Source organism: Buttiauxella sp. S19-1, from assembly GCF_022134725.1.
GTDB classification, from domain to species: Bacteria; Pseudomonadota; Gammaproteobacteria; order Enterobacterales; family Enterobacteriaceae; genus Buttiauxella; species Buttiauxella ferragutiae.
Genome location: NZ_JAHWLU010000007.1, coordinates 25808 through 51594, shown reverse-complemented (window position 1 = coordinate 51594; position 25787 = coordinate 25808). Strand labels below are relative to the sequence as shown.

General features: G+C 49.9%; 23 protein-coding genes, 1 pseudogene and 1 other annotated feature. Of the genes and pseudogenes, 8 read left to right on the top strand and 16 right to left on the bottom strand.

The window, feature by feature from the left end; all coding sequences use genetic code 11:
- Positions 1-128: 128 nt before the first annotated feature.
- Positions 129-2048, bottom strand: a complete 1920-nt coding sequence (gene dnaK / locus MES37_RS03180; RefSeq protein ID WP_064543399.1) for a molecular chaperone DnaK — start codon at positions 2046-2048, stop codon at positions 129-131.
- A 298-nt stretch (positions 2049-2346) separates the two neighbouring features.
- On the opposite strand from dnaK, the gene satP reads away from it, so the two are divergent.
- Positions 2347-2913 (top strand): acetate uptake transporter, encoded by a 567-nt coding sequence (satP, locus tag MES37_RS03175; RefSeq protein ID WP_064543398.1) that lies wholly within the window; start codon positions 2347-2349, stop codon positions 2911-2913.
- A 55-nt stretch (positions 2914-2968) separates the two neighbouring features.
- Here satP and MES37_RS03170 read toward each other — a convergent pair whose 3' ends face one another.
- The 3 genes from MES37_RS03170 to tal all read right to left on the bottom strand — a co-directional run bounded on the left by MES37_RS03170 (position 2969) and on the right by tal (position 6071).
- Positions 2969-4294 carry an MFS transporter gene (locus MES37_RS03170; protein WP_064543560.1) on the bottom strand — a complete coding sequence of 442 codons (1326 nt, stop codon included), beginning with the start codon at positions 4292-4294 and terminating at the stop codon, positions 2969-2971.
- Positions 4295-4419: 125 nt separating this feature from the next.
- The gene (gene mog, locus MES37_RS03165) at positions 4420-5007 is read right to left on the bottom strand and encodes a molybdopterin adenylyltransferase (RefSeq protein ID WP_237930064.1); all 588 of its coding nucleotides are present in this window, start codon (positions 5005-5007) and stop codon (positions 4420-4422) included.
- Between the two features lie 110 nt (positions 5008-5117).
- The gene (gene tal, locus MES37_RS03160) at positions 5118-6071 is read right to left on the bottom strand and encodes a transaldolase (protein ID WP_064543395.1); all 954 of its coding nucleotides are present in this window, start codon (positions 6069-6071) and stop codon (positions 5118-5120) included.
- 216 nt (positions 6072-6287) lie between these two features.
- Here tal and MES37_RS03155 point away from each other — a divergent pair, with 216 nt between their 5' ends.
- On the top strand, positions 6288-7733 hold the full coding sequence (locus MES37_RS03155) for an alanine/glycine:cation symporter family protein (protein ID WP_064543394.1): 1446 nt from the start codon (positions 6288-6290) through the stop codon (positions 7731-7733).
- 86 nt (positions 7734-7819) lie between these two features.
- On the top strand, positions 7820-8593 hold the full coding sequence (gene yaaA, locus MES37_RS03150) for a peroxide stress protein YaaA (protein WP_064543393.1): 774 nt from the start codon (positions 7820-7822) through the stop codon (positions 8591-8593).
- Positions 8594-8685: 92 nt separating this feature from the next.
- On the opposite strand, the gene MES37_RS03145 is transcribed toward yaaA, so the two are convergent.
- Positions 8686-8976, bottom strand: coding sequence for a DUF2502 domain-containing protein (locus MES37_RS03145; protein WP_121814875.1), 291 nt, complete (start codon positions 8974-8976; stop codon positions 8686-8688).
- 215 nt (positions 8977-9191) lie between these two features.
- On the opposite strand from MES37_RS03145, the gene MES37_RS03140 reads away from it, so the two are divergent.
- From MES37_RS03140 to MES37_RS03130, 3 genes are all read left to right on the top strand, one after another.
- A complete protein-coding gene (locus MES37_RS03140) occupies positions 9192-10172 on the top strand; it encodes a GlxA family transcriptional regulator (protein ID WP_237930063.1) in 981 nt (326 codons plus the stop codon).
- 78 nt (positions 10173-10250) lie between these two features.
- Positions 10251-11261 (top strand): type I glyceraldehyde-3-phosphate dehydrogenase, encoded by a 1011-nt coding sequence (gap, locus tag MES37_RS03135; protein WP_237930062.1) that lies wholly within the window; start codon positions 10251-10253, stop codon positions 11259-11261.
- 146 nt (positions 11262-11407) lie between these two features.
- Positions 11408-12748 carry an AppA family phytase/histidine-type acid phosphatase gene (locus tag MES37_RS03130; protein ID WP_083963259.1) on the top strand — a complete coding sequence of 447 codons (1341 nt, stop codon included), beginning with the start codon at positions 11408-11410 and terminating at the stop codon, positions 12746-12748.
- A 91-nt stretch (positions 12749-12839) separates the two neighbouring features.
- Here MES37_RS03130 and thrC read toward each other — a convergent pair whose 3' ends face one another.
- From thrC to yjjY, 6 genes and pseudogenes are all read right to left on the bottom strand, one after another.
- Complete coding sequence (thrC, locus tag MES37_RS03125) at positions 12840-14126, bottom strand: threonine synthase (RefSeq protein ID WP_237930061.1); 1287 nt, start codon at positions 14124-14126, stop codon at positions 12840-12842.
- Positions 14127-14129: 3 nt separating this feature from the next.
- Positions 14130-15059, bottom strand: a complete 930-nt coding sequence (gene thrB, locus MES37_RS03120; RefSeq protein WP_133522249.1) for a homoserine kinase — start codon at positions 15057-15059, stop codon at positions 14130-14132.
- 1 nt (position 15060) lies between these two features.
- A complete protein-coding gene (gene thrA / locus MES37_RS03115) occupies positions 15061-17523 on the bottom strand; it encodes a bifunctional aspartate kinase/homoserine dehydrogenase I (RefSeq protein ID WP_064543385.1) in 2463 nt (820 codons plus the stop codon).
- Between the two features lie 26 nt (positions 17524-17549).
- Positions 17550-17666 (bottom strand) — a sequence feature (Thr leader region).
- Positions 17605-17673: a thr operon leader peptide gene (thrL, locus tag MES37_RS03110; protein WP_072009468.1), complete on the bottom strand. Its 69-nt coding sequence runs from the start codon at positions 17671-17673 to the stop codon at positions 17605-17607. It overlaps the preceding feature by 62 nt.
- Positions 17674-17857: 184 nt before the next feature.
- Positions 17858-18559 (bottom strand): tRNA/rRNA methyltransferase, encoded by a 702-nt coding sequence (locus MES37_RS03105; RefSeq protein ID WP_237930060.1) that lies wholly within the window; start codon positions 18557-18559, stop codon positions 17858-17860.
- Positions 18560-18960: 401 nt separating this feature from the next.
- A pseudogene (gene yjjY / locus MES37_RS03100) lies at positions 18961-19103 on the bottom strand (protein YjjY).
- A 96-nt stretch (positions 19104-19199) separates the two neighbouring features.
- Here yjjY and arcA point away from each other — a divergent pair.
- On the top strand, positions 19200-19916 hold the full coding sequence (gene arcA, locus MES37_RS03095; protein WP_034459438.1) for a two-component system response regulator ArcA: 717 nt from the start codon (positions 19200-19202) through the stop codon (positions 19914-19916).
- Positions 19917-19987: 71 nt separating this feature from the next.
- On the opposite strand, the gene creD is transcribed toward arcA, so the two are convergent.
- From creD to creA, 4 genes are all read right to left on the bottom strand, one after another.
- Entirely contained in the window at positions 19988-21346 is a 1359-nt protein-coding gene (creD, locus tag MES37_RS03090) for a cell envelope integrity protein CreD (RefSeq protein WP_133522251.1), read from the bottom strand.
- 90 nt (positions 21347-21436) lie between these two features.
- The gene (gene creC, locus MES37_RS03085) at positions 21437-22864 is read right to left on the bottom strand and encodes a two-component system sensor histidine kinase CreC (RefSeq protein ID WP_064543379.1); all 1428 of its coding nucleotides are present in this window, start codon (positions 22862-22864) and stop codon (positions 21437-21439) included.
- Positions 22864-23559: a two-component system response regulator CreB gene (gene creB, locus MES37_RS03080; protein WP_121814868.1), complete on the bottom strand. Its 696-nt coding sequence runs from the start codon at positions 23557-23559 to the stop codon at positions 22864-22866. The genes creC and creB overlap by 1 nt, the downstream gene beginning before the upstream one ends.
- 13 nt (positions 23560-23572) lie before the next feature.
- The gene (gene creA / locus MES37_RS03075) at positions 23573-24043 is read right to left on the bottom strand and encodes a protein CreA (RefSeq protein WP_064543375.1); all 471 of its coding nucleotides are present in this window, start codon (positions 24041-24043) and stop codon (positions 23573-23575) included.
- 207 nt (positions 24044-24250) lie between these two features.
- Here creA and robA point away from each other — a divergent pair, with 207 nt between their 5' ends.
- On the top strand, positions 24251-25120 hold the full coding sequence (robA, locus tag MES37_RS03070; RefSeq protein ID WP_237930059.1) for an MDR efflux pump AcrAB transcriptional activator RobA: 870 nt from the start codon (positions 24251-24253) through the stop codon (positions 25118-25120).
- On the opposite strand, the gene gpmB is transcribed toward robA, so the two are convergent.
- The gene (gene gpmB, locus MES37_RS03065; protein WP_064543371.1) at positions 25121-25768 is read right to left on the bottom strand and encodes a 2,3-diphosphoglycerate-dependent phosphoglycerate mutase GpmB; all 648 of its coding nucleotides are present in this window, start codon (positions 25766-25768) and stop codon (positions 25121-25123) included.
- Between the last annotated feature and the right edge of the window lie 19 nt (positions 25769-25787).

Below are 25787 nucleotides of genomic sequence, written 5' to 3'. Positions count from 1 at the left end.
TCTTCGAGCTGCAGGGGTGTTGGCTGCGCTCATTCACCCCAGTCACTTACTTTAGTAAGCTCCTGGGGATTCACTCCCTTGCCGCCTACCTGCAACTCGAATTATTTCGAATATGAATAAAAGGGCGATTATTTTTTGTCTTTAACTTCTTCGAACTCAGCGTCAACAACGTCGTCGTCTTTGCCAGCTGCGTTGCCAGCATCAGTCGCGTTACCCGCTTGTTGTTCAGCGTGCTGTGCCTGAGCCAGTTCCATCAGTTTCTGAGAAACTTGCGCCAGAGCCTGCATTTTCGCTTCGATGTCAGCTTTGTCTTCGCCTTTCAAAGAAGTTTCCAGCGCGCTCAATGCAGACTCAATAGCAGTTTTGTCGTCAGCTGGCAGTTTGTCGCCCGCTTCTTCAACTTGCTTACGAGTGCTGTGCATCAGGTGGTCACCCTGGTTGCGAGTCTGAACCAGTTCTTCGAACTTACGGTCAGCTTCGGCGTTAGCTTCTGCATCACGCACCATTTTCTGGATTTCTTCTTCGTTCAGACCAGAAGATGCCTTGATAGTAATCTTCTGTTCTTTACCGCTGTTTTTGTCTTTCGCAGACACGTGCAGAATACCATCCGCATCGATGTCGAAGGTGACTTCGACTTGCGGCATACCACGTGGTGCCGGGCTGATACCATCCAGGTTGAACTGACCCAGAGATTTGTTATCAGCTGCACGTTTACGTTCACCCTGAATCACATGGATGGTCACCGCAGACTGGTTGTCTTCAGCGGTAGAGAACACCTGGCTGTGCTTAGTCGGGATTGTGGTGTTTTTGTTGATCAGTGAAGTCATCACACCGCCCATGGTTTCGATACCCAGAGACAACGGGGTAACGTCCAGCAGCAGTACGTCAGTCACGTCACCAGCAAGCACACCACCCTGAACAGCAGCACCGATTGCAACAGCTTCGTCCGGGTTAACGTCTTTACGTGGTTCTTTACCGAAGAACTCAGTCACTTTCTTCTGCACCATTGGCATACGAGTCTGACCACCGACCAGGATAACGTCCTGGATATCGGATACAGACAGGCCAGCATCTTGCAGCGCAACTTTCAGCGGCTCGATAGAACGGTTTACCAGGTCTTCGACCAGGGATTCCAGTTTTGCACGAGTCACTTTGATGTTCATGTGTTTTGGACCAGTTGCATCTGCAGTGATGTACGGCAGATTCACGTCGGTCTGCTGAGCAGAAGACAGCTCAATTTTCGCTTTTTCAGCAGCTTCTTTCAGACGCTGCATAGCCAGTGGATCGTTACGCAGATCGATACCTTGATCTTTCTTGAACTCTTCCACTAAGTAGTTGATCAGACGGCTATCGAAGTCTTCACCACCCAGGTGGGTATCACCGTTGGTTGCCAGAACTTCGAAGGTTTTCTCGCCATCAACTTCGTCGATTTCGATAATAGAGATATCGAAAGTACCACCACCCAAGTCGTAAACCGCGATAGTACGGTTGCCAACTTCTTTATCCAGACCGTAAGCCAGAGCGGCTGCGGTTGGTTCGTTGATGATACGTTTTACTTCCAGACCTGCGATACGGCCAGCATCTTTCGTTGCCTGACGCTGTGCATCGTTGAAGTACGCAGGAACGGTGATAACAGCTTCAGTTACTGGTTCGCCCAGGTAATCTTCAGCGGTTTTCTTCATTTTCTTCAACACTTCAGCAGAGATCTGCGGAGGTGCCATTTTCTGGCCTTTAACGTCAATCCATGCATCGCCGTTATCAGCGCCAATAATTTTGTACGGCATGATGGCTTCATCACGCTGCACTTCTTCATCCTGGAAGCGACGGCCAATCAGGCGTTTGATCGCGAACAGAGTGTTCTGCGGGTTAGTCACTGCCTGACGTTTAGCCGGCTGACCTACCAGAATCTCACCATCCTGCGTATAAGCAATAATAGAAGGAGTGGTGCGGTCGCCCTCGGCGTTCTCCAGCACACGTGCAGTAGTACCATCCATAATTGCTACACAAGAGTTGGTAGTACCCAGGTCGATGCCAATAATTTTACCCATCTAAACGTCTCCACTTAAAATTTGTTCGTCATGTGGTTGTGAACCTGTTATGCGGGCAAACAAGAGTCTTTCAACTGCCCAAACGTGCTTTTTTTGCAGGCTCATCAACTGCGGTTGGATACAAGATGGGGTCACTAAGCTCGCCATCAAGGGGCAAGGTAAAAAAAATTTTCATCTTCACACCTGTTTAGATCATAGACTCGCGCCCTTCACCTGATTATGATGCCGCGCCCCGCTGCCCTTTAGCGGTTATGCGGCGCTCACATATATCCATTTTCAGACGAATTTTAGAGGAACTATGGGCAACACTAAGTTGGCTAATCCAGCTCCCCTGGGCTTGATGGGCTTCGGCATGACCACCATCCTGCTCAACCTGCATAACACCGGCATCTTCCCTATGGATGTCAACATTCTTGCAATGGGTATTTTTTACGGTGGTATCGCGCAAATTTTTGCCGGCCTGCTGGAATTCAAGAAAGGTAATACTTTCGGCCTGACAGCATTCACTTCTTATGGCTCTTTCTGGCTGACTCTGGTCGCCATTCTGATCATGCCTAAGATGGGTCTTGCAGACGCGGCAAACGCACACTTCCTTGGCGCGTATCTCGGCCTGTGGGGTGTCTTCACTCTGTTCATGTTCTTCGGCACCCTGCAAGCTAACCGCATGCTGCAGTTCGTGTTTGCTAGCCTGACAGTTCTGTTTGCCCTGCTGGCTATTGGCCACCTGGTTGATAACGAAAGCATCGTGCGCGTTGCGGGTTGGATCGGTCTGGTTTGTGGTGCTAGCGCCATTTACCTGGCGATGGGCGAAGTGCTCAACGAGCAGTTTGGCCGTACCGTACTGCCAATTGGTGAAAAACACTAATTACGGCAAGCAACGAGTCAGAAGACAAAAACGCGGAGCCAGGCTCCGCGTTTTTTTATGAATGTTGCAGCGGTCTTTCAACCACCTTCCCTTCATGCGTTAAATCATTTCTCAGCCAAATTCCCAGTGCCAGGCCAACCATTGCCAGTGCCAGCACATACCAGGCAGGAGCCATCGGTGATACCGCCGACAACATGGTGACAAAAATAGGTGTCAGACCACCAAAAATGGCATAAGACATATTATAAGAGAACGAAATCCCACTAAACCGCACTTCTGCCGGGAATGCCCTGACCATTACGTATGGCACCGCACCTACCACGCCAACGCTCAAACCAACCAGGCCATATAAGAAGAACAAATATTCAGGATGGCTCGCCGTCAGGTGATAGAACATCCAGCTACAAACCGCCAGCAACACACTACCGATGATAAAGGTCTTGCTGGCACCAATACGGTCGATAATCATCCCGGCTAAGATACACCCGATACACAACATCACAATCGCAATACTGTTTGCCTGAAGCGTCAGTGCTGGCGCGATGCCCAACTGTTTTTGCAACCAGGTTGGCGCCATCAAAATAACCACAACAATTCCTGCAGACAGCAACCAGGTCAGCAGCATCGAAACCACGACAGCCTTTTTATGGTTCACGATGACGGATTTCAACGGCAACTCTTCTGCCAGTGCTTTACGTTGCTGCATCTCAATAAAAATCGGCGTCTCTTGCAACCAGCGGCGCAAGTACATCGCCACCAGCCCGAAAATACCGCCTAAGAAGAACGGAATACGCCAGCCGCCATCATGAATCGCCTGCTGCGTCATCGAAGTATTAATAATGGTGGCGACAACGGAACCCAGCAAAATCCCGGCAGTTAAACCAGCAGTTAACGTGCCACAGGCGATGCCGATACGTTTATAAGGTACGTGCTCGGCAACAAACACCCAGGCGCCCGGCACTTCACCGCCGATTGCCGCCCCTTGAAGAACGCGCATCAACAGCAGTAATACCGGTGCGGCAATGCCGAGAGTTTCGTAGGTCGGCAACATACCAATCGCCAGAGTCGGCAACGCCATCAGCAAAATGCTCAGGGTGAACATTTTTTTGCGTCCAACCAGATCACCAAAGTGCGCCATGATGATGCCACCTAGCGGGCGCGCCAGATAACCCGCAGCAAAGATGCCGAACGTTTGTAGCTGACGTAGCCATTCAGGAATATCCGCGGGGAAGAACAGTGCCCCGACGACGGTGGCAAAGAAGACGAAGATGATGAAGTCGTAGAATTCGAGCGCGCCACCAAGGGCGGCAAGGGTCAGGGTTTTGTAATCCTGACGATTCAGAGGTCTTGTGTGTGGTGTTGACGGCAATTGTTGTGACATAAGAACCTGCGCATAAAGATGAGTGTGGTTTTTAGTTTCCATTTTGCTGTAAAGCAAAACTTACTATAACGTTCCCCACACGACATACCAGAGCCACTACATCTTATGTCACAAACAACCTATTTTTAGATATTTACTTCACGGATTGCACTTTTTGGACGAAAAGATGCTACAACATTCGTATCTGTTTCAATGTAAGGACCATCCAGAAGCTGTATACAATACGGTACACTTGCAAAAATACCCGGTACCACAACTTTGCCATCAGCATCTTTAACGCCTTCAAGCGTTTCTTGAATCGATTTTGGCTGGCCAGGTAAATTGAGGATTAGCGCCTGCTTACGGATAACGCCCACCTGGCGCGAAAGAATCGCCGTTGGCACAAACTGCAGGCTGATCTGGCGCATCTGCTCGCCGAAGCCCGGCATCACACGGTCAGCAATGGCAAGCGTTGCGTCAGGAGTGACATCGCGACGCGCCGGCCCCGTACCACCCGTGGTGAGCACCAAATGACAGGCCATTTCATCCACCAACTCACACAGCGCTTGTTCAATCAGCGGCTGTTCATCAGGGATTAAGCGGGTTTCTATTTGAAAAGGAGTGGTTAAGGTTTTCTCCAGCCAGGCAACGAGCGCCGGAATGCCTTTATCTTGATAAACGCCGCTTGAAGCGCGGTCAGAGATCGAAACTAAGCCAATGCGTAAGGTATTCATATCATTCCCGGGAAATCAGCAAACTTAACGGAATGATACACGGCGAAGGGAATTGCAGACAGGGTGAAACACTAAAAAGCGTGACCGGAACACTCCGGCCACGCCAATGATTACAGCAGGTCGCCGATCATTTTTTCCAGTTTTTCCTGGTCGATAGCAAACTTACGGATGCCGTCAGCCAGTTTATCAACTGCCATTGGATCCTGGTTATGGCTCCACAGGAACTCGGATTCAGTCATACGCTCAGGGCGTGCTTTAACTTCACCGGTGTAAGCCAGTTTACGCTCAACCGCACCTTCGCTTTCAGCCAGCTCTTTGAGCAGAGCAGGCGCGATGGTCAGACGGTCACAACCAGCCAGTTCGATAATCTCGCCCAGGTTACGGAAGCTTGCGCCCATAACGACGGTTTCGTAACCGTGTTGTTTGTAGTACTGGTAGATTTCAGAAACAGAAACCACACCTGGATCTTCGTGCGCAGCGTACTCTTTCTTATCGGTATTGGTTTTGTACCAGTCGAGGATACGGCCCACGAATGGAGAAATCAGGAACACGCCAGCTTCAGCACAAGCACGAGCCTGAGCGAAGGAGAACAGCAGCGTCAGGTTACAGTTGATACCTTCTTGCTCCAGCTGTTCAGCAGCACGAATGCCCTGCCAGGTAGAAGCCAGTTTGATCAGGATGCGGTCATTGCTGATGCCCGCATCGTTATACATTTTGATCAGACGTTTTGCTTTGGTGATGCTGGCATCGGTGTCGTAAGACAGACGCGCATCAACTTCAGTAGAAATGCGACCAGGGATCAGTTTGAGGATTTCCAGACCAATATTCACCGCAAGCTTGTCAGTTGCATCCACAACTTGTTGTGCACGATCGCTGCTTTGCTCACGCGCCCATGCAACCGCATCATCAATCAGTTTGCGGTATTCAGGAATTTGCGCAGCGTTCAGGATCAGAGATGGGTTGGTGGTAGCATCTTGCGGTTGATACAGCTTCATTGCCGCAATATCCCCGGTGTCCGCCACAACTGTGGTTAGCTGACGCAGGGAGGTCAATTTATCCGTCATGATAGTGTTTCTCGTTAGGTGTAACTTGTTAGGGGGATGTAACCGGTCTGGCTTGATGATATCACGACGTCATTCAGGCGCAACCGCAGCAACACATCGTCAGGAACTGAACGCGAAACTGATATATTCTGTGTATTATTCGCCTGCAATCTAATGGAACATGCGCAACCACCGCGCATTAGTCGTGCTCGCAGTGCATGTAAACGAGGGATGTTAATGGCCGATTTTTTTATGTTCATCAATGAGATACTGTGGGGTTCTATTCTCATTTATTTATTAGTCGGGGCCGGTATTTGGTTTACCTGGCAATGTGGCTTTGTCCAGTTTCGCTATCTGACCCAGCTTCGCGGTCTCATCCTTACCAATAAAAACGAAGATTCTTCCGGACTTTCCTCATTTCAGGCGCTGTGTACAAGCCTTGCCGCACGCATCGGCAGCGGTAATCTTTCCGGCGTCGCAATTGCACTAACTCTCGGTGGCCCTGGCGCTATTTTTTGGATGTGGGTAGTCGCCATGCTTGGAATGGCAACATCCTTTGCCGAATGTACCCTCGCCCAGCTCTATAAAACCCGTGATAGTGAAGGTAATTACCGTGGTGGCCCCGCCTGGTACATGGAACGCGGGCTTGGAATGCGCTGGATGGGGGTGATGTTTTCCGTCTTCCTGATGGTCGCCTTTGGATTGATTTTCAACGCGGTACAAGCCAACTCCATCGCCAGCGCAGTTAACCATGCTTTCGGGATCCCTAAAACCTGGATTGGCATCGCACTTGTTGTTTTGACGGCTGGCGTGATTTGGGGCGGAATGCGTGGCACTGCGCGTGTCTCCCAATGGCTAGTGCCGTTCATGGCATTTATCTGGGTGTTGATGAGCCTCGTGGTTGTAGCAATGAACATCGAACGCCTGCCTGAAGTCGTTTCACTGGTATTCAGAAGCGCGTTTGGTTGGCAAGAAGCGGCATCGGGTGCGATTGGATTTAGCATCAGCCAGGCCATTACCACCGGTTTTCAGCGAGGAATGTTCTCCAACGAAGCAGGAATGGGGTCATCACCCAACGCCGCAGCCGCAGCAGCCACCTGGCCTCCACACCCCGCCTCGCAAGGGCTGGTGCAAATGTTCGGCGTGTTGATCGATACCATGATCATCTGTACCGCCACCGCGGGAATCATCCTTTTTTCAGGAATTCTGGATACCGCAAATCCACAGATGAATGGTGTTACGCTGGTGCAACAGGGGCTGAGTAATGTGGTCGGTTCATGGGGGGCGGGGTTTATCGCGCTAATTGTGTTGCTGTTTGCCTTCACGTCGATTATCGCCAACTATGCCTACGCAGAAAACAACCTTTTGTTTCTACAAAATAAAAGTCCATTTTCCATCGTGTTATTTCGCTGCATGGCGCTGGTGATGGTGATGTTTGGTACTTTATCTCCGTTGCCGATAGTCTGGCAGATGGCAGATGTGGCAATGGCGTTTATGGCGGTCACTAATCTCACGGCGATTTTATTGCTATCGCCTATCGCACGTGATTTGAGCGCCGATTACCTGCGCCAGTTGCGCCTCGGTATGACGCCGGTTTTCGATCCGAATCGTTTTCCCGAAATTAAAAGCCAACTGGAACCCGGTATTTGGGACAATCACAAGCCACCTGAAACCAGGCGCTAATCGCAACCATTGGCAGATACTTTCAGTAAATTTGCTACCATGTAGCCAAAATATGTCGAGTTACATCGCGGCGGCAAGGAACAGAGATGCTCATACTAATTTCACCTGCAAAAACACTGGATTATCAAAGCGATCTTCCTACCGATCGTTATACTCAGCCAGAACTGCTGGACCATTCGCAGCAGTTGATTGCGGTGGCGCGCAAGCTTAGCGCACCGCAAATTTCGTCATTGATGCACATCAGTGACAAGCTGGCGTCATTGAACGAAACCCGTTTTCATGAATGGCAGCCTGATTTCACACCGCAAAATGCGCGTCAGGCGATTCTGGCGTTCAAAGGCGATGTGTATACCGGATTACAAGCTGAAGAGTTTAGCGACGCAGATTTCGATTTTGCCCAGCAGCATTTACGCATGCTTTCAGGGCTATATGGCGTGTTACGCCCGCTGGATCTGATGCAGCCTTATCGTCTGGAGATGGGCATTAAGCTTGAAAACCCGAAGGGCAAAGATCTGTATCATTTCTGGGGCGACACCATCACCGAAAAGCTGAACCAGGCGCTGGCAGCTCAGGGCGACAATGTGGTGATTAACCTGGCATCAGACGAGTATTACAAATCGGTAAAACCGAAAAAGCTCAATGCAGAAATCATCAAGCCGGTATTCCTGGATGAGAAGAATGGCAAGTTTAAAGTCATCAGCTTCTATGCCAAGAAAGCGCGTGGTTTGATGAGTCGCTACATCATTGAGAATCGACTCACTAAACCTGAACAACTCACTGGTTTTAACACCGATGGCTACTTCTTTGATGAAGCTGCATCGGGCAAACATGAGTTAGTGTTTAAGCGTCACGAACAGTAAACCTCTTCCCAGGTCGGATAAGCTTGCGTCATCCGACACCACTGGCGTAAATGGTGGATGACGCTAACGCTCATCCACCCTACAAACCCCGTTTAGTGATTTTTGTGTTGGCCGTAGTGATTACCGTTGTCATGTTTATCTTTTTTATAATGGCCATTTTTCTTACCGTGATTATCATGCGGATGCCATCTATTATCACGCCACTCATAGTGGTCGTCCCACCAGCCACGGTCGCGCCAGTGTTCACCGTCCCAGTAGTTACCGCCCCGGTCCTGCTCGCCAATTTGCAGTTTGACTGACGGGACAAGCGTAATTTCAGAAGCTTGCGCTGCCAGCGGAGTCACCACCAGAATCGATAAAGCCAACATTATTGATTTCAACATAAGTCACTCCTTACTACATTCACACCCGCTATGGGTCGTTAAGGAAAGCATAAGCCGAACAACGCGGAGTTGTTATACTGTGCAATCCTAATCTCTGAACGCCCGCATTTAATGGGAATTCCTACATTTTCCCTCCTTGTTTCCTGCATATTTCCTCCATGATTCAGACTCACACCCACCTTGACTTATTTTGTTAAAAGCGTACTTTTCAGGACATGAAAACCTTTCTGATTATTGTTCCGGATGGCGGGGTGCTGTTCGAAGCCGCCGGAATTGCCGACATACTGATGCATGCCAACCGCTTACAGGCGGAAGGTTTGTCTCAACCTCGCTACCAGATAAGACTTGCGACCACTCAGCCTCATCAGGTGATCCACGGTCAATCCGGGCTGAACTTGCTGGCCGACTATCGCCTGCACGAACTTGATCCTTATGAACCTCGGGATACCATTATGATCACGGGGAGAGGATCAGATGAGTTAGAAGGTACCGCGGTGGTCGATTGGTTAAAGCTTGCCGCACCTCACGCTCAGCGCATTGTTTCCATTTGCGGCGGAGCAATGTTGTTGGCACAGGCTGGGCTACTTAACGGCCGTCGTGCGACAACCCACTGGCATCTACTGGAAAAGATGCAATCCACTTACCCGCACGTCAAAGTCGAAAGTGGTCCGCTCTATCTTCAGGATGGCCCTATCTGGACTTCTGGCGGAGTAAGCTCAGGTTTTGATCTGACCCTCGCACTGGTCGAAGAAGATTATGGCTTTACGCTTGCTCGCGACGTGGCACAGGATCTGGTGATGTATCTGCGTCGTCCCGGTGGGCAAATGCAATTTAGTCGATACCACCTCCAGCAAAGCGACATCTCCAGTCCGATAGGTCAATTGCAAAACTGGCTTCTGGAAAATCTATCCGCCGATTTGTCGGTTGAGAAACTGGCAGACCGGGTCGCGATGAGTCCTCGTAACTTCACGCGTGTTTTCAGCAAAGAAACTGGCATCACACCCGCGCGCTATGTTGAAGAAGCCCGCCTTGCTGCAGCCCGACATTGCCTTGAGCAAACGCGGGAAACGCTCGAGCAGATTGCGAGTAAAGTGGGCTTCGGCAATACCATCACTTTGCGCCGCGCCTTCGAGCGTCAACTACACCTCACACCGGGCGAATACCGCGAGCGTTTTCATTGTCGAAAAATGGCGTGAATTGATCCTTTTTTGTCATTTACGCCACTTTGCCTGAAGCCTACAGTGATTCCAGACATTTCAAAGAAGGAGTCAATCATGGTTAAGGTCGGTATTAATGGTTTCGGCAGGATTGGTCGTAACGTATTACGCGCCACGCTGGGTAACGCAGACGTAGAAATTGTAGCAATCAACGATCTGACAGACAGCAAAACCCTTGCTCACCTGCTGAAACACGATTCACTGATGGGAAGATTGCCTGTTCCGGTTGAAGCGGCTGACGGGCATTTGCAGGTAGACGGCAAACTTGTTCACGTGTTTAGCGAAAGAGATCCGGCAAATATCCCGTGGCATGATGTGGGTGTCGATATTGTTATTGAGGCCACGGGTTTCTTTACCAGTCGCGAGCAGGCCGCAGTACACATCAATAGCGGCGGAGCAAAACGCGTCATCATCTCGGCACCGGGTAAAGATGACGACCTGACGATAGTGATGGGCGTTAACCACCAGCAGTACGATCCGGAACGCCATTATGTCGTGAGCAATGGCAGCTGTACCACTAACGGTCTTGCGCCTGCCGCACAGGTTTTGCATCAGCAGTTTGGTATTGAACACGGCTTGATGAACACCACCCACGCTTACACCAACAGCCAGGCGTTACACGATCAGCCGGAAAAAGACCTGCGTGGGGCGCGAGCTGCCGCCCTCTCCATCGTTCCTTACTCCAGCGGCGCGGCAAAAGCGTTAGGCAAAGTCATTCCTGAACTGGACGGACGCCTGACCGGTTACTCATTGCGAGTGCCTGTACCCGTCGTTTCTATCGTTGATTTAACGGTAACCTTAAAACGCCCGGTCACCGTCGCGCAGGTGAATGCAGCATTCCTGGAAGCAGCAACAAGCGGCCCGCTGAAAGGCATTTTGGGCTACAGCGATGAACCGCTGGTATCGAGTGATTATCAGGGTGATCCACGTTCTTCTATCATCGATGGGCTTTCGACGCTGGTGATTGGCGGTAATCTGGTCAAGATATTGGCCTGGTATGATAACGAATGGGGCTTCTCTAACCGCCTGGTCGACCTTGCAGCAATGATGGCTAAACGCGGGCTCTAAAAATGCTCCCGCAAGCCTTTTAAGATCCACGCACCTGCGTGGATCTTTTTCACATACCAAACAACAACGAGACGAACTCGACGTTACCGCTTTGCTTCTGGAGTATATTTATCAGTCTCAAACACTCCAAAGAAAAGAGGCTGTAAATGACGTTCTCTGCGTTTAACCGCAAAAAACTGACGCTTCACCCTGGTCTGTTCGTAGCACTGAGCGCCATATTTTCATTAGGCTCTACGGCCTATGCCAACGACACTCCCGCTTCAGGCTACCAGGTTGAAAAAGTGGTAATCCTCAGCCGCCACGGGGTGCGAGCTCCAACCAAAATGACACAGACCATACGCGACGTAACACCCAATACCTGGCCCGAATGGCCAGTAAAATTGGGTTATATCACGCCACGCGGTGAGCATCTGATTAGCCTGATGGGCGGGTTTTATCGCGAGAAGTTTCAACAACAGGGCATTTTATCGCAGGGCAGTTGCCCCACACCAAACTCAATTTATGTCTGGGCAGACGTTGATCAGCGCACGCTTAAAACTGGCGAAGCTTTCCTGGCAGGGCTTGCTCCGCAATGTGGTTTAACTATTCACCACCAGCAGAATCTTGAAAAAGCCGATCCGCTGTTCCATCCGGTGAAAGCGGGCACCTGTTCAATGGATAAAACTCAGGTCCAACAGGCCGTTGAAAAAGAAGCTCAAACCCCCATTGATAATCTGAATCAGCACTATATTCCCTCTCTGGCCTTGATGAACACGACCCTCAACTTTTCGACGTCTGCCTGGTGTCAGAAACACAGCGCGGATAAAAGCTGTGATTTAGCGCAATCCATGCCGAGCAAACTGTCGATAAAAGATAATGGCAACAAAGTCGCTCTCGACGGGGCTATTGGCCTCTCGTCTACGCTTGCTGAAATTTTCCTGCTGGAATATGCGCAAGGGATGCCGCAGGCGGCGTGGGGGAATATTCATTCAGAGCAAGAGTGGGCGTCGCTACTGAAACTGCATAACGCCCAGTTTGATTTGATGGCGCGCACACCTTACATCGCCGCACATAACGGCACGCCGTTATTGCAGACCATCAGCAACGCGCTGGAGCCGAAAGCCGACGTAAGCAAACTGCCTGGTATCTCACCTGACAATAAGATCCTGTTTCTTGCCGGACACGATACCAATATTGCCAATATCGCAGGCATGCTCAACATGCGCTGGACGCTACCAGGGCAACCCGATAACACCCCTCCGGGCGGCGCTTTAGTCTTTGAGCGTTTGGCCGATAAGTCAGGGAAACAATATGTTAGCGTGAGCATGGTGTATCAGACTCTCGAGCAGTTGCGCTCCCAAACACCACTTAGCCTTAATCAACCTGCGGGAAGCGTACAGCTAAAAATTCCTGGCTGTAACGACCAGACGGCTGAAGGATACTGCCCGCTGTCGACGTTCACACGCGTGGTTAGCCAAAGCGTGGAACCCGGCTGCCAGCTACAGTAAATATCAGACAAAAAAATGCCGCTCGCGATTAAACGAACGGCATTACTCTATGGTTTTCCAGCTCGGATTAGCATGGCGAGAGCCGAAAAACTTACGCTTTGGCCATCATCAATTTACGCAGCTCAGCAAAATCGGCAGGTAGATTGTGGGAAAGCAGCGGTAAATCAGCGCGTTCGGCAAGCTCAGCAGGAAGTGGCAGAGTTTCACCGAGGATCTCCTCCACGCTTTCTTTGAATTTCGCCGGATGCGCAGTGCCGAGGAACAAACCGTATTCGCCGGGCTTGAGCTGGTCACGCAGCGCACGATAGGCGATCGCCGCGTGTGGCTCGGAAACATAACCCACCGCTTTCAGCTCTTTCATGGTGGCTTTGGTGGTTTCGTCAGTTACCGTCGCATAACCGAGGTCGGTCAGACGCCAAATCTTACGGCGGAACAACTCTTCCACACGCGGCCAGTTGTTTGGCTGGCTAACATCCATAGCGTTAGAAAGTGTCGCAACGGTGGTTTTCGGGGTCCATTCGCCATTGGCTAAGAAACGTGGAACAGTGTCGTTGGCATTGGTCGCCGCAATAAAGCGCTTGATTGGCAAACCGAGCGATTTCGCCAGAAGACCCGCCGTCAAATCGCCGAAGTTGCCGCTTGGGACGGACACTACCAGCTGATTACGCGCTTCCTGTGGCAACTGCGCCACCGCTTCGAAGTAATAGCAAATCTGCGCCAGCAAACGGCTGATGTTGATTGAGTTAGCGGAGTTTAACCCCAGCGCCAATTTCAACTCTTCATCATCAAACGCTTGTTTCACCAGCGCCTGGCAGGCATCAAAATCACCGTCAATCGCGACAGTTTCAATATTACCGCCAAGCGTGCAGAACAGTTTTTCCTGCAGCGGGCTGATTTTGCCACGCGGATACAGGATAACGACGCGCACGTTTTTCAGGCCGTAGAATGCATGCGCTACCGCAGCCCCGGTATCGCCAGAAGTCGCGGTCAAAATAGTGACCGGTTTGTCGCCGCTGATATGCGTCAGCATCTGCGCCATAAAACGGCCGCCGAAGTCTTTAAACGCCAGCGTCGGGCCGTGGAACAGTTCAAGGCAGCCAATGTCCGGCTCAACGCTTTTCACCGGTGCAGGGAAAGCAAACGCCGCACGCACACGTTCTTCGAGAATTTCTTGCGGGATTTCATCACCGATAAAAGCAGACAGAATTTTGCTGCTGCGGGTGACAAAATCCATCTTCAACATTTCGTCGATTTCAGTCAGTTCAAATTCCGGTAAATCGTGTGGGAAAAACAGCCCTTGCTGTTTACCCAACCCCTGCACAATCGCCTGGGCAAAGTTGACCTGCTCGTTATGATCTTTAAGGTTATACAGTTTCATGCGTTATCCCAGAACTCGTGCGCCCGCCGTGTCCAGACGGCAAATATGTACAAAACCTTCCTGGTTCTGCAAATAATGTTGGCTGAGCCAGTCAGCCACACGTTGTGCGGTATCAGTGTTATCGCACAACGCAAACAAAGTTGGGCCGGAGCCCGAAATACCACTCGCCACTGCCCCGATATCTGCTGCGGCCTGGCGCGCTTCATTAAAGCGCGGCAGTAATTTAGCCCGGTAAGGCTCGGCAATCACATCACGCATCAGTTTTGCCGCCAGCTGTGGCTGGCGAGTGTGGCAGGCGTGAATAAAGCCCGCCAGATGGCGACCGTGGCTGATGCAATCCTGACGGCGATATTGTGCAGGAAGAATAGCGCGAGCTTCAGCGGTAGAAACTTTAATGCCTGGATATGCCAGAACCCACAGCCATTCATCAAACCCCGGAACAGACTGGCTGATGATGCCATTTTCTTCAATCATCAACTGCATACCGCCCAGGAAACACGGCGCTACGTTGTCGTAGTGAACGCTGCCCGAAATGCGTCCTTCTAGTTCACCCATCAGGCTGAGCAAACGAGTATCGCTCAACGGTTTGCCGCAGTATTCGTTCATCGCCATTAAACCTGCGACCACGGAACACGCGCTCGACCCCAAGCCGGAGCCAATCGGCATGCTTTTTTCTAGCGTCATTGCCACTGGAATATTTTTGCCAATTTCCTGGCAGAAACGCTCCCAGCACTGATAGACGATGTTTTCGCGTGGCTCAGCGGGTAATTTGCTGGCAAAACGGCCGATGTTATTCAAACTAAAGGTGTCTGCCGCTTCAACGGTGACATAATCACCGAGCAGCGAGCCATCAATAGGCGAAACGGCTGCACCCAGCACATCAAACCCGACACTCATATTGGCACTGGAAGCCGGGGCGTATACTTTAACCATCTTAAACTCCTAACTTCCATGACAAAGTGCGCAATAAGTCGGCGAATACACCGGCCGCAGTCACATCATTTCCTGCTCCGTAGCCGCGAAGCACCAGCGGTAACGGCTGATAGTAATGGCTGTAGAATGCCAGAGCGTTCTCACCGTTTTTAACTTTATACAACGGGTCGTTACCATCGACCGCATCAATTTTAACTTTGCAGCTGCCATCAGCTTCAATCACGCCAACGTAGCGCAGCACTTTGCCTTCGTCGCGGGCTTGTGACACACGCGCTGAAAACTCATCATCCAGCTGCGGTATGCGCGCCATGAATGATTCAACATCACCACTGGAATCAAACGACGGCGGTAATACTGGCTCAATGACAATGTCGGACAGCTCCAGATTGCTGCCTGTTTCACGAGCCAAAATCAGCAATTTGCGCGCGACATCCATACCAGAAAGATCATCACGCGGATCAGGTTCGGTGTAGCCCATGTCGCGGGCAACGATGGTGGCTTCTGACAGGCTCATACCTTCCTCAAGTTTGCCAAAGATAAACGACAGCGAACCTGAAAGAATGCCAGAGAAACGCTGCAATTCGTCACCGGCATTGAGCAAGTTTTGCAGGTTTTCGATAACCGGTAGACCCGCCCCCACGTTGGTGTCGTAAAGGAATTTACGGCGTGATTTCGCCGCAGCGTTACGCATCTGGTGGTAGTAATTCATGGTGGAAGTGTTCGCCTTTTTGTTCGGCGTCACCACGTGGAAACCTTCGCCGAGGAAATCAGCATACTGATCCGCCACCGCCTGGCTGGAGGTACAGTCAACAATCACTGGATTGAGCAGGTGATACTCTTTCACCAGACGAATTAAACGACCCAAATTGAATGGCTCTTTCGCCACCGCCAGCTCTGCCTGCCAGTTATCCAGATTCAGGCCATGAATATTGGTTAACAACGCTTTCGAGTTCGCGATACCACAGACGCGCAGGTCAATATGCTTTTGCTTCAGCCACGCCTGCTGGCGTTTCACCTGCTCAACCAATGCCGCACCCACACCGCCGACACCAATCAGGAACACTTCGATAACCTGGTCGGTATTGAACAACATCTGATGAGTCACGCGCACGCCGGTGGTGGCCTCGTCATTGCTGACCACAACAGAGATAGAGCGCTCGGAAGAGCCCTGGGCAATCGCCACGATATTAATGTTGGCGCGAGCCAGCGCTGCAAAGAACTTGGCAGAAATACCACGCAGGGTACGCATGCCATCACCCACCACGGAGATGATCGCCAGATGCTCCATGATAGACAGCGGCTCCAGTAGCCCCTCTTTGAGCTCCAGATAAAACTCATCATCCATCGCACGACGTGCACGTACGCTATCCGCCTGCGGCACACAGAAACTGATGCTGTATTCAGAAGATGATTGAGTAATCAGCACCACAGAAATTCCGGCGCGTGACATCGCCGCAAAAACGCGGGCCGCCATGCCAACCATGCCTTTCATGCCAGGACCTGAAACGTTGAACATCGCCATGTTATTCAGGTTGGTGATGCCTTTGACCGGAAGTTCATCATCATCGCTTTCCGCGCCGATGAGGGTGCCAGGCGCTTGTGGGTTTCCGGTGTTTTTAATCAGGCAAGGAATTTGGAACTGAGCGATGGGGGAAATGGTACGTGGATGAAGAACTTTAGCGCCGAAATAAGAAAGCTCCATGGCTTCCTGATACGACATAGATTTCAATAATCTGGCATCAGGAACCTGGCGCGGGTCACAGGTATAAACACCATCTACATCCGTCCAGATCTCACAACAATCCGCACGTAAGCAGGCAGCCAGCACGGCAGCAGAATAATCAGAACCGTTGCGTCCCAGAACAACTAACTCACCTTTGTCGTTCCCGGCAGTAAAGCCTGCCATCAGGATCATATGGTCCGCCGGAATGCGGCTTGCGGCGATGCGGCGAGTGGATTCGGAGATATCGACAGTGGACTCAAGGTAGTGACCAACGGCAAGAAGTTTCTCTACCGGATTGATGACTGTCACATTGTGTCCACGAGCTTTGAGCAATTCAGCCATGATCGCGATAGAGAGCTTTTCACCACGGCAGATGATTGCCGCATTGATGCTGTCCGGGCATTGTCCCAGCAAGCTGATACCATGCAAAACATGTTTCAGCTGAGCAAACTCCTGGTCAACCGTAGCTTTGAGTTGTTCGAGTGGAAAACCAGGTTGTGCATCAGCAAGGCCTTTCAAAAGCTCACTAAAAATACGCTCTGCGTCGCTGATATTCGGTACTGCATCCTGGCCGCCGATGGTTTTTTCAATCATGGCAACGAGGTGATTGGTAATTTTCGCCGGGGCAGACAGCACGGTTGCCACCTGCCCCTGTTTGGCATTGCTTTCCAGGATATCGGCAACACGCAGAAAACGTTCTGCATTTGCCACTGAAGTACCACCGAATTTCAACACTCGCATTTATTATTACCTTTGAGTTTTTGGTCCAAAAAAAAGCCCGCACTGTTTAGGTGCGGGCTTTTTTCGTTTTTCCTGTATGCGTCAGCCCGCACCGTTACCTGTGGTAATGGTGGTTGTAATAATTGTTGTCATTGGGCTGATGCGAATCATGGATGTTGTGTGCTCGTAATATGATTTACCTATATTGACTAAAGTATCCGGTAGGCTAAGTCAATTTATTTTTAATTTTGCCACAAAGAGCAAGACTATGACTGAACGCTGATAAACCATCAAAAAACGTACTTATTGCGCTGAAAAAGCAGGGGCATCACACCCCATTTTCACTGATATTAATTCAGCTATCAGCATTTTTCACTGGCAGTTTTTTTTCAATATCATGCAGCAAACGGTGCAACATTGCCGTGTCACGCTGAGCTAATAGACCAAGCCGCTGTTGCAGCCAGTCGACCATTTTTTGGTCGTCGCTGGCTTCTACACGCTCAAGGAGCGTTGCCATTCTGGAACGCAGTGCACTCAGTTGCTGAGCGTCAACCACATCATGCTCTGGTACATTTTGCTGCATCAGTGCTGATAACTGATAGCAGTAAACCATTACAGCCTGCCCGAGATTAAGCGATGGATAATCTGCCACCATCGGTACGCCAGTTAGCACATCGGCCAGTTCAAGCTCTTCGTTGGTCAACCCTGAATCTTCACGCCCAAACACCAACGCGGCAGTGCCCACCCAATTACGCTTTTCTTCGAGTAACGGAAACAGTTGCTGCGGTGTGGCGTAGTAATGGAATTTTGCGCGACTACGAGCGGTAGTCGCGATGGTAAAGTCGACGTCATGCAAAGCTTCCTCCAGCGTATTGAAATGCTGAGCATTATCCAGCACATCACCAGAACCATGCGCGACCCAACGGGCTTCTGGTTGACGGTCAGCTTCACTAGCCACAACACGCAACTCAGCAAATCCCATGGTCTTCATTGCGCGGGCTGCTGCACCAACATTTTCAGCTCTGGCAGGAGCGACCAAAATAATTAGAAAACGCATTAAAACTCTCTTAAAAAAGTATCCAAATATGGATAGTCACAAAATTAAAATGATAATACGCGGCAAAAATTTACATTAGCGCAACATTCATCTATAAAATACATTCAATTGGAATCATAAACACACTGAATGCTTTTTCGTAGTTAGACCAGTATTACAAGATGTATTGATGCTCATTATCATTCTGTTTTATATGATAAATAATACATAAGCTTGCTATCAATAATCAGATTTGCATTGTTTAATAATCAATACGCGTAACTATATTGATTATTGGAAAAATGTGACGCATGCTCGCAAAACGCGACGATGATTTCATCAAACTGTTAACGTGCTACAATTGAATTTGATATATGTCAACGAAGCGTAGTTTTATCAGATGTCTAAAGCGGTCCTGCCTGTTATGTTGCTGTTAAAATGGTATAGGATAACAACCGTTTTTGACACCGTCGGGTCCAGAGGGAAAAGTACCCACGACCAAGCTAATGATGTTGTTGACGTTGATGGAAAGTGCATCAAGAACGCAATTACGTACTTTAGTCATGTTACGCCAGACATGTTAATTTATGGCATGTATTAGGCAGGTCAGGGACTTTTGTACTTCCTGTTTTGATTTAGTTGGCAATTTTAGGTAGCAAACATGCAGACCCCGCACATTCTTATCGTCGAAGACGAATTAGTAACACGCAACACGTTAAAGAGCATTTTTGAAGCTGAAGGTTATGATGTTTTTGAAGCGACCGATGGCGCTGAAATGCATCAGATTCTTTCCGATAATGACATCAACCTGGTCATTATGGATATTAACTTGCCTGGCAAAAATGGCCTGCTGCTGGCGCGTGAATTGCGTGAGCAAGCCAATGTCGCATTGATGTTCTTGACTGGCCGCGACAACGAAGTGGATAAAATCCTGGGCCTTGAAATCGGTGCAGATGATTACATCACTAAGCCATTCAATCCACGTGAATTAACCATCCGCGCGCGCAACCTGTTGTCTCGCACGATGAACCTCGGTGCAATCAGCGAAGAACGTCGTTCCGTTGAAAGCTACAAGTTCAATGGTTGGGAACTGGATATCAACAGTCGTTCATTGGTCAGCCCAAATGGCGAGCAGTACAAGTTGCCGCGTAGCGAATTCCGCGCCATGCTGCACTTCTGTGAAAACCCTGGGAAAATTCAGTCTCGTGCTGAATTGCTGAAGAAGATGACTGGCCGTGAGCTGAAACCACACGACCGTACTGTTGACGTCACGATTCGTCGCATTCGTAAGCACTTCGAATCGACCCCAGATACACCTGAAATCATCGCCACGATTCACGGCGAAGGTTATCGCTTCTGCGGCGATTTACAGGAATAAACCTGTAATCAAACATGATTGCGAAAGGGCGGATTTTTAATCCGCCCTTTTCTTTTGCCAAAATTAAACCGCTATTTCCACAGCCTGAACCGCTCTGGATCTTTCTGGGCATCGTCTGTTGCCAGCGCCTGCACTTTTTGCCCCATCCCATACCAATCGATATGTCGGGTTAGCAGCATAATGGAGGAAAGAGCAACGAACAGTACCCCAGTGCCAAGCAACAAAGCACTGTCTTCAGACTGAAGCAGTTGCCAGAGCACCGCATCAAGAGTCAGTAACCCAAGCGTAAACATCGCACTCGCTTTCCAGCTATTCAGCACCGCTTTGAGATAGAAACCGTTAATTCCCGCGCAGACCAAACTTGCCAGCAGCCAGGCCAGGTTAAACCCTGTGTGTTCAGAAACGGCTAACAGAACGAGATAGAACATCACCAGCGAAAGGCCGACCAGTAAATACTGCATTGGGTGAACGCGTAAACCGGTCAATGTTTCCAGCAGGAAGAAACACATAAACGTCAGACCAATCAGCAAGATGGCATATTTTACTGCGCGATCTGTCAGTTGATACTGGTCTACCGGATTCGCTACGGTGACGCTAAACGCAGGAAGGCGATTAACATCGATTAACTGAGCATCACTGAAGTTGGCATTAAGATTGTTGGCAAACCAGGTACTTTGCCAGTTCGCGGTAAACCCGGTTTCCGTAACGGTACGCCCACGTGGCAGGAAATCACCCATAAAATTAGGATGCGGCCAGTTACTGGTTAAGCTGAACTGGCTATTACGCCCGATTGGCACGACAGCGAGCTGCTTCGTGCCCATCAAATCCAGATTAAAACGCAGTGTTAGCTTTTCATCCTGAAGGCGTTCGATGGGGAGAATGGCATGCAAACCCTGCTCAACGCCAGGCAGATTGCTACCGGGTTCAATAGGATAGGTTTTTCCGTTGATTTCCAGTTCACCTACTTTGCCGATACCGCGCGAATCACCGACCGCCAGCACCACGTATGGCGTACCAAAACGAGTATTTTCATCCATATCGTGATTGAGCAACTGGCGATTAAACGTGGCATCCACAGTCACCGCCGTACGCCAAATTTGCCCCTCATAAATGCCGATATGACGTGGTTCAACGGTCTGCTTTCCCACAATATCCAGGTTTTCCGGGAGGTAATAGCGAATGAAGCGGCGCTCTTTTTTGACCTCTTTATTATCTTCCATAACAGTCGTCAGCTCCGCGACAGGAATGGCGATAAGCGGCCCGGTAAGGGTTTGCGGCCCACTGGCACTTTGGCGTAGCGACTGCTCAACATCATCCCGGTAACTGCTGCGTTCATTAATCAGCGAACTCAGCATACTCAACGGAATCAACAACACAGCCATACATCCCAACAAAGTCATCACTTTCCAGAACAACGCAGATTTAAACATAATCCCCTCCATTTTTGATTTGGCGAGGATAGCGAGCGTTTGTGGGGACGATATGAAGTTATGTGAAGAGACAGTGAAGTGAAGAAATTATTATTTCCCGGGCAAAATCAGACGAGCGACCGCACCACCCTCAGGGCGATTCTCAAGAGAAATCGTTCCGCGGTGCAAACGCGCCACCTCCTGAACAAAAGCCAGCCCCAGGCCACTGCTCTTTTGCCCGTTGCTACGCGGCAATGAGTAAAAGCGTTCGAACAAACGGCCTTGAGCGTAATCTGGAATCCCACTTCCGGTGTCTGAAACAACAATGACGGTCTGCCCAATGTTTTGCTCAACACTCAACACAATCTCACCACCTGGCGGGGTAAAATCGAGCGCGTTATCCAGCAAATTACCGATCGATTGTTCAAGTAAGGCGGCGTCACCTTCTACGACAGTGCCGTCAGGGCTGTTTTCATCGATTCTTAACGTTATCTGTTTACTGCTAGCGACCACTTCACGGCTATCGCATAACGTGGAAAAAAGTGTGGGCAGATTTATCGCCTGTGCCGTAATTTCAGCGCGGCTTTCTAACTTAGCCTGGCGTAATAAATTATCGACCAACTGCTGCATGCGTAGATTTTGCTGAAGAATGTTAGCCGAAAACTTCTCCACCACTTCTGGCGGTGGGCCTTCACGTAATATTTCTGCCGCACCACGAATCGCCGCCATCGGGCTTTTCAACTCGTGAGTCAGAGCATGAACGTACTGCTCAATGTAGGTTTTCCCTTCGAGTTTCAGCCGCATACTTTCCAGAGCTAACGCCAACTTACGTAATTCACTACTGGCAGGTTTAGGCAGCGGTAAAGGGTGTTCCGTAGTGACCGAGTCGGCATAGCGAACCAGTTTCCCGATAGCCCGGTTAATCCACAGCACAAACCCGAAACCAATCATCAAAGCAATGCCAAGCAGCGCAACACCCGCCCACAAAATACGCCGCTCGCTGCGACGTATTACCGGGTCCATTGCGCTATTTGGTTTGCCTACGCTCAACACGCCGATAATGTTTTGTCCGTCGCGGACGGGTGCAGCCACATACATTACGGTGCTTTCAGGATTGTTTGCATTAACTGGCGTACTGCGTGCGCCGTATTTTCCTTTCAACGTGAGCCAAACATCGTTCCATTGCGAGTAATCCTGGCCTGTCGCTTTTCCAGTGGAATCAAAAAGCACTATGCCTTTGTCATTGGTCAGATAAACACGGTATTCATTTTTAGACTTGGTAATGCCGCTGATATTGGCACTAAGCTTGTGTTGATTGAGATGGGAAAAAGCCTGGGCCAGCTCACCATTTTGCGCGTTACCCGCCAGCATATCTGCACGCGCAAATTCAGCAAGCAATGTAGCTGTATCAATTAACGTGCCTTCCGTTGCACGCCGGACGCCTGGTTTCACCTCTTGCAAAAATATAGAGAGAACAAACCAGGCCGCAATCGCCACAATCAAAAAATAGCCCAGCAACAGACGCATCCCAATACGCATCAACTCACTCCAAGGCTGTAGCCTAAGCCACGGTGCGTATTGATCGGTGAAAGATCGGGGTTAATTGCACGCAGTTTGGCGCGCAAGGTTTTGATGTGTGTATCAACCGTTCGATCAAAACTATCCTCGGCTGTACTCCACACTAAATCCATGAGTTGCTGGCGTGAAAACACACGCCCAGGCCATTGCAAAAAAGTCTTCAGTAACAAGTACTCATAGCGGGTGAGCAGCAATGGCTGCTGGCACCAGGTAATATGCGCCGCCATTTCATTGACTTCGAACTGACCAATGCGCTGTACACTTATCGTCAGACCTTGCCGTTGTTTTTGCAAACGACGTAGCACTGTTCGCACCCGCGCACACACTTCACGAGGTGAAAACGGCTTCGCGATATAATCATCAGCACCGATCTCCAGGCCAATCAGCCGATCAACCTCCTCACTGCGAGCTGTCAGAAATAGCAACGGGAGATCTGGATAATCCGCAAGTAAACGGCGACAAAGCTCGAAGCCATTAATATCTGGCAAGCCGACATCAAGAATCGCCAGATCAGGACGTTCTTCTCGCGCGGCATCCAGCACAGGCAAACCCCGTTCGAAAGCACGCACAGAAAACCCCTCCTGCTGCAACGTATAGATCAACGTATCCGCAATACTGGTTTCATCTTCAACTAACCAGATAGTGGCCTGGCTCATCACGAACTCCCTGTTATTTCCACGGCATAATCGGCACGGCGCTTATCGCGTTTTTAGGCGAACCGTCGACCACTTTATCGGAGTAAGCCAGATACGCCAGCGTGTTGCGTTTAGCATCGTAGAAACGTACTACTTGCAGCTTCTTGAAGACCAGTGATGTCCGCTTCTGGAAAACAACATCACCCTCTGTTTTACCTGCTTTTATCTTTTCGTTTAGCTCAACTGGCCCCACTTGCTGGCAAGAAATCGCCGCATCGGAAGTATCTTCTGCCAGACCCAGTCCGCCTTTAATGCCACCCGTTTTTGCACGGCTAACATAGCAAGTCACGTTTTGTACATCCGGGTCATCAAATGCTTCAACAACAATTTTATGGTCCGGGCCAATCATCTTAAAAACAGTGTCTACTGAACCAATTTGTTCGGCTTTGACGCCCAACGAAACAAGCAGTAATAAACTGAGGGGAGCTAAAACTTTATATTTCATATTGTTACCATTAGTTAAGGTTGCCTTTAGAGACTATTAACTCTTTGTGCTAAAAAATCGTTTAATATCACGTTATTAATAAAATTTTCCGAATGAGTAGCTGATTTTGGCACGTCTTGTTAAAAAAAACTCTGAATGTCAAAACAACAAAAAGTGCTATCATCGCCCACATTAACGGCACTCACCGTGTCAGGATGAGGATATTATATGGATCAGGCAGGGATCATTCGTGATCTATTAACCTGGCTAGAGGGCCATTTGGATCAACCTCTGTCACTGGATAATGTGGCGGCAAAAGCAGGTTATTCCAAGTGGCATCTACAACGGATGTTTAAAGAGGTCACGGGTCACGCCATTGGCGCATACATCCGTGCTCGCCGACTTTCAAAATCTGCTGTGGCACTGCGCCTGACTGCGCGACCGATTCTCGATATTGCGTTGCAGTATCGTTTTGACTCACAGCAAACCTTTACTCGTGCATTCAAAAAGCAGTTTGCTCAAACGCCAGCGCTCTATCGCCGTTCTCCAGACTGGAGCTCGTTCGGTATGCGTCCACCGCTGCGTTTAGATGCGTTTACACTGCCGCAAGCGCAATTTGTCACGCTGCCGGAAACCCATTTAGTGGGTGTCACGCAAAGCTACAGCTGTACGCTTGAGCAAATATCTGATTTCCGTAATGAAATGCGTATTCAGTTCTGGACACAATTCCTCGGCAATGCGCCAACGTTGCCACGTGTGTTATACGGCCTGCATGAGCCACGTCCAAGCATTGAGAAAGATGACGAACAGGAAGTCTTCTATACCACTGCGCTGACACCAGAAATGGTGAATGGATTCTTACCAGACTCTCATCCGGTCAGGTTGGAAGGTGGTGATTACGTGCAATTCGACTACGAAGGCCCGGGCACCGGTTTGCAGGAGTTCATCCTGACAATTTATGGCACCTGCATGCCATCGCTTAATCTGACGCGCCGTAAAGGTCAGGATATTGAACGCTTCTTCCCGCTAGAAGAAGCGCGTGTTCAGGACCGACCAATGCAGATCAGATGTGAATATCTGATCCCAGTACGTCGTTAATTAGCGCTGTAATTCATCCAACGCAGGGGCGTCTAAATGTGAGATGTCCCCTGCCGTTTCTACCACCCAGCCAGAAGCTAACCACGGGCTGTGCTGGTGATCGACACGGGAAATCGAACAGTTTCTTAAACGTAAGCGACGTTCAGCCCAGGCCGGTAATCCCAGAATGGTACTCACCAGGCAACCTAACGCCATACCGTGGCTAACCAGCAATGGGCGGCTACCAGATGGTAAATCCAGGCAAGCATTTAAAGCCGCGTGCATACGCTCGCTCATCTCAAGCATGCTTTCCCCATCGGGAATTCGCCCATCGGTCGTGCCATTCACCAGTTGGCGACGCCAGCCTTCTTCTTCTTCGTTTAGCGTGTCCAGATTGCGGCGTTCTAACACCCCCATATCCAGTTCACGTAAACGCGAATCCAGCGTGACATCTACACCACATGCAAGAGCGATAATCTCAGCAGTGTGGCGGGTACGCCCTAAATCACTGGAGATGACGTGTGTAATGCCTAACGTTTTGGCACGCTCGGCCACCTGCTCGGCCTGACGTTCCCCTTTTTCAGTCAGCGCACTGTCTGACTGGCCCTGAATGCGACGTTCTGCATTCCACTGCGTTTCGCCGTGGCGAACAAGGTATACCTGTAACATGCGATTTATCCGTTATACT

Excerpts from the sequence above, each read along its gene's own strand:
- dnaK (WP_064543399.1), bottom strand. The coding sequence starts at position 2,048 with ATGGGTAAAATTATTGGCATCGACCTGGGTACTACCAACTCTTGTGTA.
- satP (WP_064543398.1), top strand. The coding sequence starts at position 2,347 with ATGGGCAACACTAAGTTGGCTAATCCAGCTCCCCTGGGCTTGATGGGC.
- MES37_RS03170 (WP_064543560.1), bottom strand. The coding sequence starts at position 4,294 with ATGTCACAACAATTGCCGTCAACACCACACACAAGACCTCTGAATCGT.
- mog (WP_237930064.1), bottom strand. The coding sequence starts at position 5,007 with ATGAATACCTTACGCATTGGCTTAGTTTCGATCTCTGACCGCGCTTCA.
- tal (WP_064543395.1), bottom strand. The coding sequence starts at position 6,071 with ATGACGGATAAATTGACCTCCCTGCGTCAGCTAACCACAGTTGTGGCG.
- MES37_RS03155 (WP_064543394.1), top strand. The coding sequence starts at position 6,288 with ATGGCCGATTTTTTTATGTTCATCAATGAGATACTGTGGGGTTCTATT.
- yaaA (WP_064543393.1), top strand. The coding sequence starts at position 7,820 with ATGCTCATACTAATTTCACCTGCAAAAACACTGGATTATCAAAGCGAT.
- MES37_RS03145 (WP_121814875.1), bottom strand. The coding sequence starts at position 8,976 with ATGTTGAAATCAATAATGTTGGCTTTATCGATTCTGGTGGTGACTCCG.
- MES37_RS03140 (WP_237930063.1), top strand. The coding sequence starts at position 9,192 with ATGAAAACCTTTCTGATTATTGTTCCGGATGGCGGGGTGCTGTTCGAA.
- gap (WP_237930062.1), top strand. The coding sequence starts at position 10,251 with ATGGTTAAGGTCGGTATTAATGGTTTCGGCAGGATTGGTCGTAACGTA.
- MES37_RS03130 (WP_083963259.1), top strand. The coding sequence starts at position 11,408 with ATGACGTTCTCTGCGTTTAACCGCAAAAAACTGACGCTTCACCCTGGT.
- thrC (WP_237930061.1), bottom strand. The coding sequence starts at position 14,126 with ATGAAACTGTATAACCTTAAAGATCATAACGAGCAGGTCAACTTTGCC.
- thrB (WP_133522249.1), bottom strand. The coding sequence starts at position 15,059 with ATGGTTAAAGTATACGCCCCGGCTTCCAGTGCCAATATGAGTGTCGGG.
- thrA (WP_064543385.1), bottom strand. The coding sequence starts at position 17,523 with ATGCGAGTGTTGAAATTCGGTGGTACTTCAGTGGCAAATGCAGAACGT.
- MES37_RS03105 (WP_237930060.1), bottom strand. The coding sequence starts at position 18,559 with ATGCGTTTTCTAATTATTTTGGTCGCTCCTGCCAGAGCTGAAAATGTT.
- arcA (WP_034459438.1), top strand. The coding sequence starts at position 19,200 with ATGCAGACCCCGCACATTCTTATCGTCGAAGACGAATTAGTAACACGC.
- creD (WP_133522251.1), bottom strand. The coding sequence starts at position 21,346 with ATGTTTAAATCTGCGTTGTTCTGGAAAGTGATGACTTTGTTGGGATGT.
- creC (WP_064543379.1), bottom strand. The coding sequence starts at position 22,864 with ATGCGTATTGGGATGCGTCTGTTGCTGGGCTATTTTTTGATTGTGGCG.
- creB (WP_121814868.1), bottom strand. The coding sequence starts at position 23,559 with ATGAGCCAGGCCACTATCTGGTTAGTTGAAGATGAAACCAGTATTGCG.
- creA (WP_064543375.1), bottom strand. The coding sequence starts at position 24,043 with ATGAAATATAAAGTTTTAGCTCCCCTCAGTTTATTACTGCTTGTTTCG.
- robA (WP_237930059.1), top strand. The coding sequence starts at position 24,251 with ATGGATCAGGCAGGGATCATTCGTGATCTATTAACCTGGCTAGAGGGC.
- gpmB (WP_064543371.1), bottom strand. The coding sequence starts at position 25,768 with ATGTTACAGGTATACCTTGTTCGCCACGGCGAAACGCAGTGGAATGCA.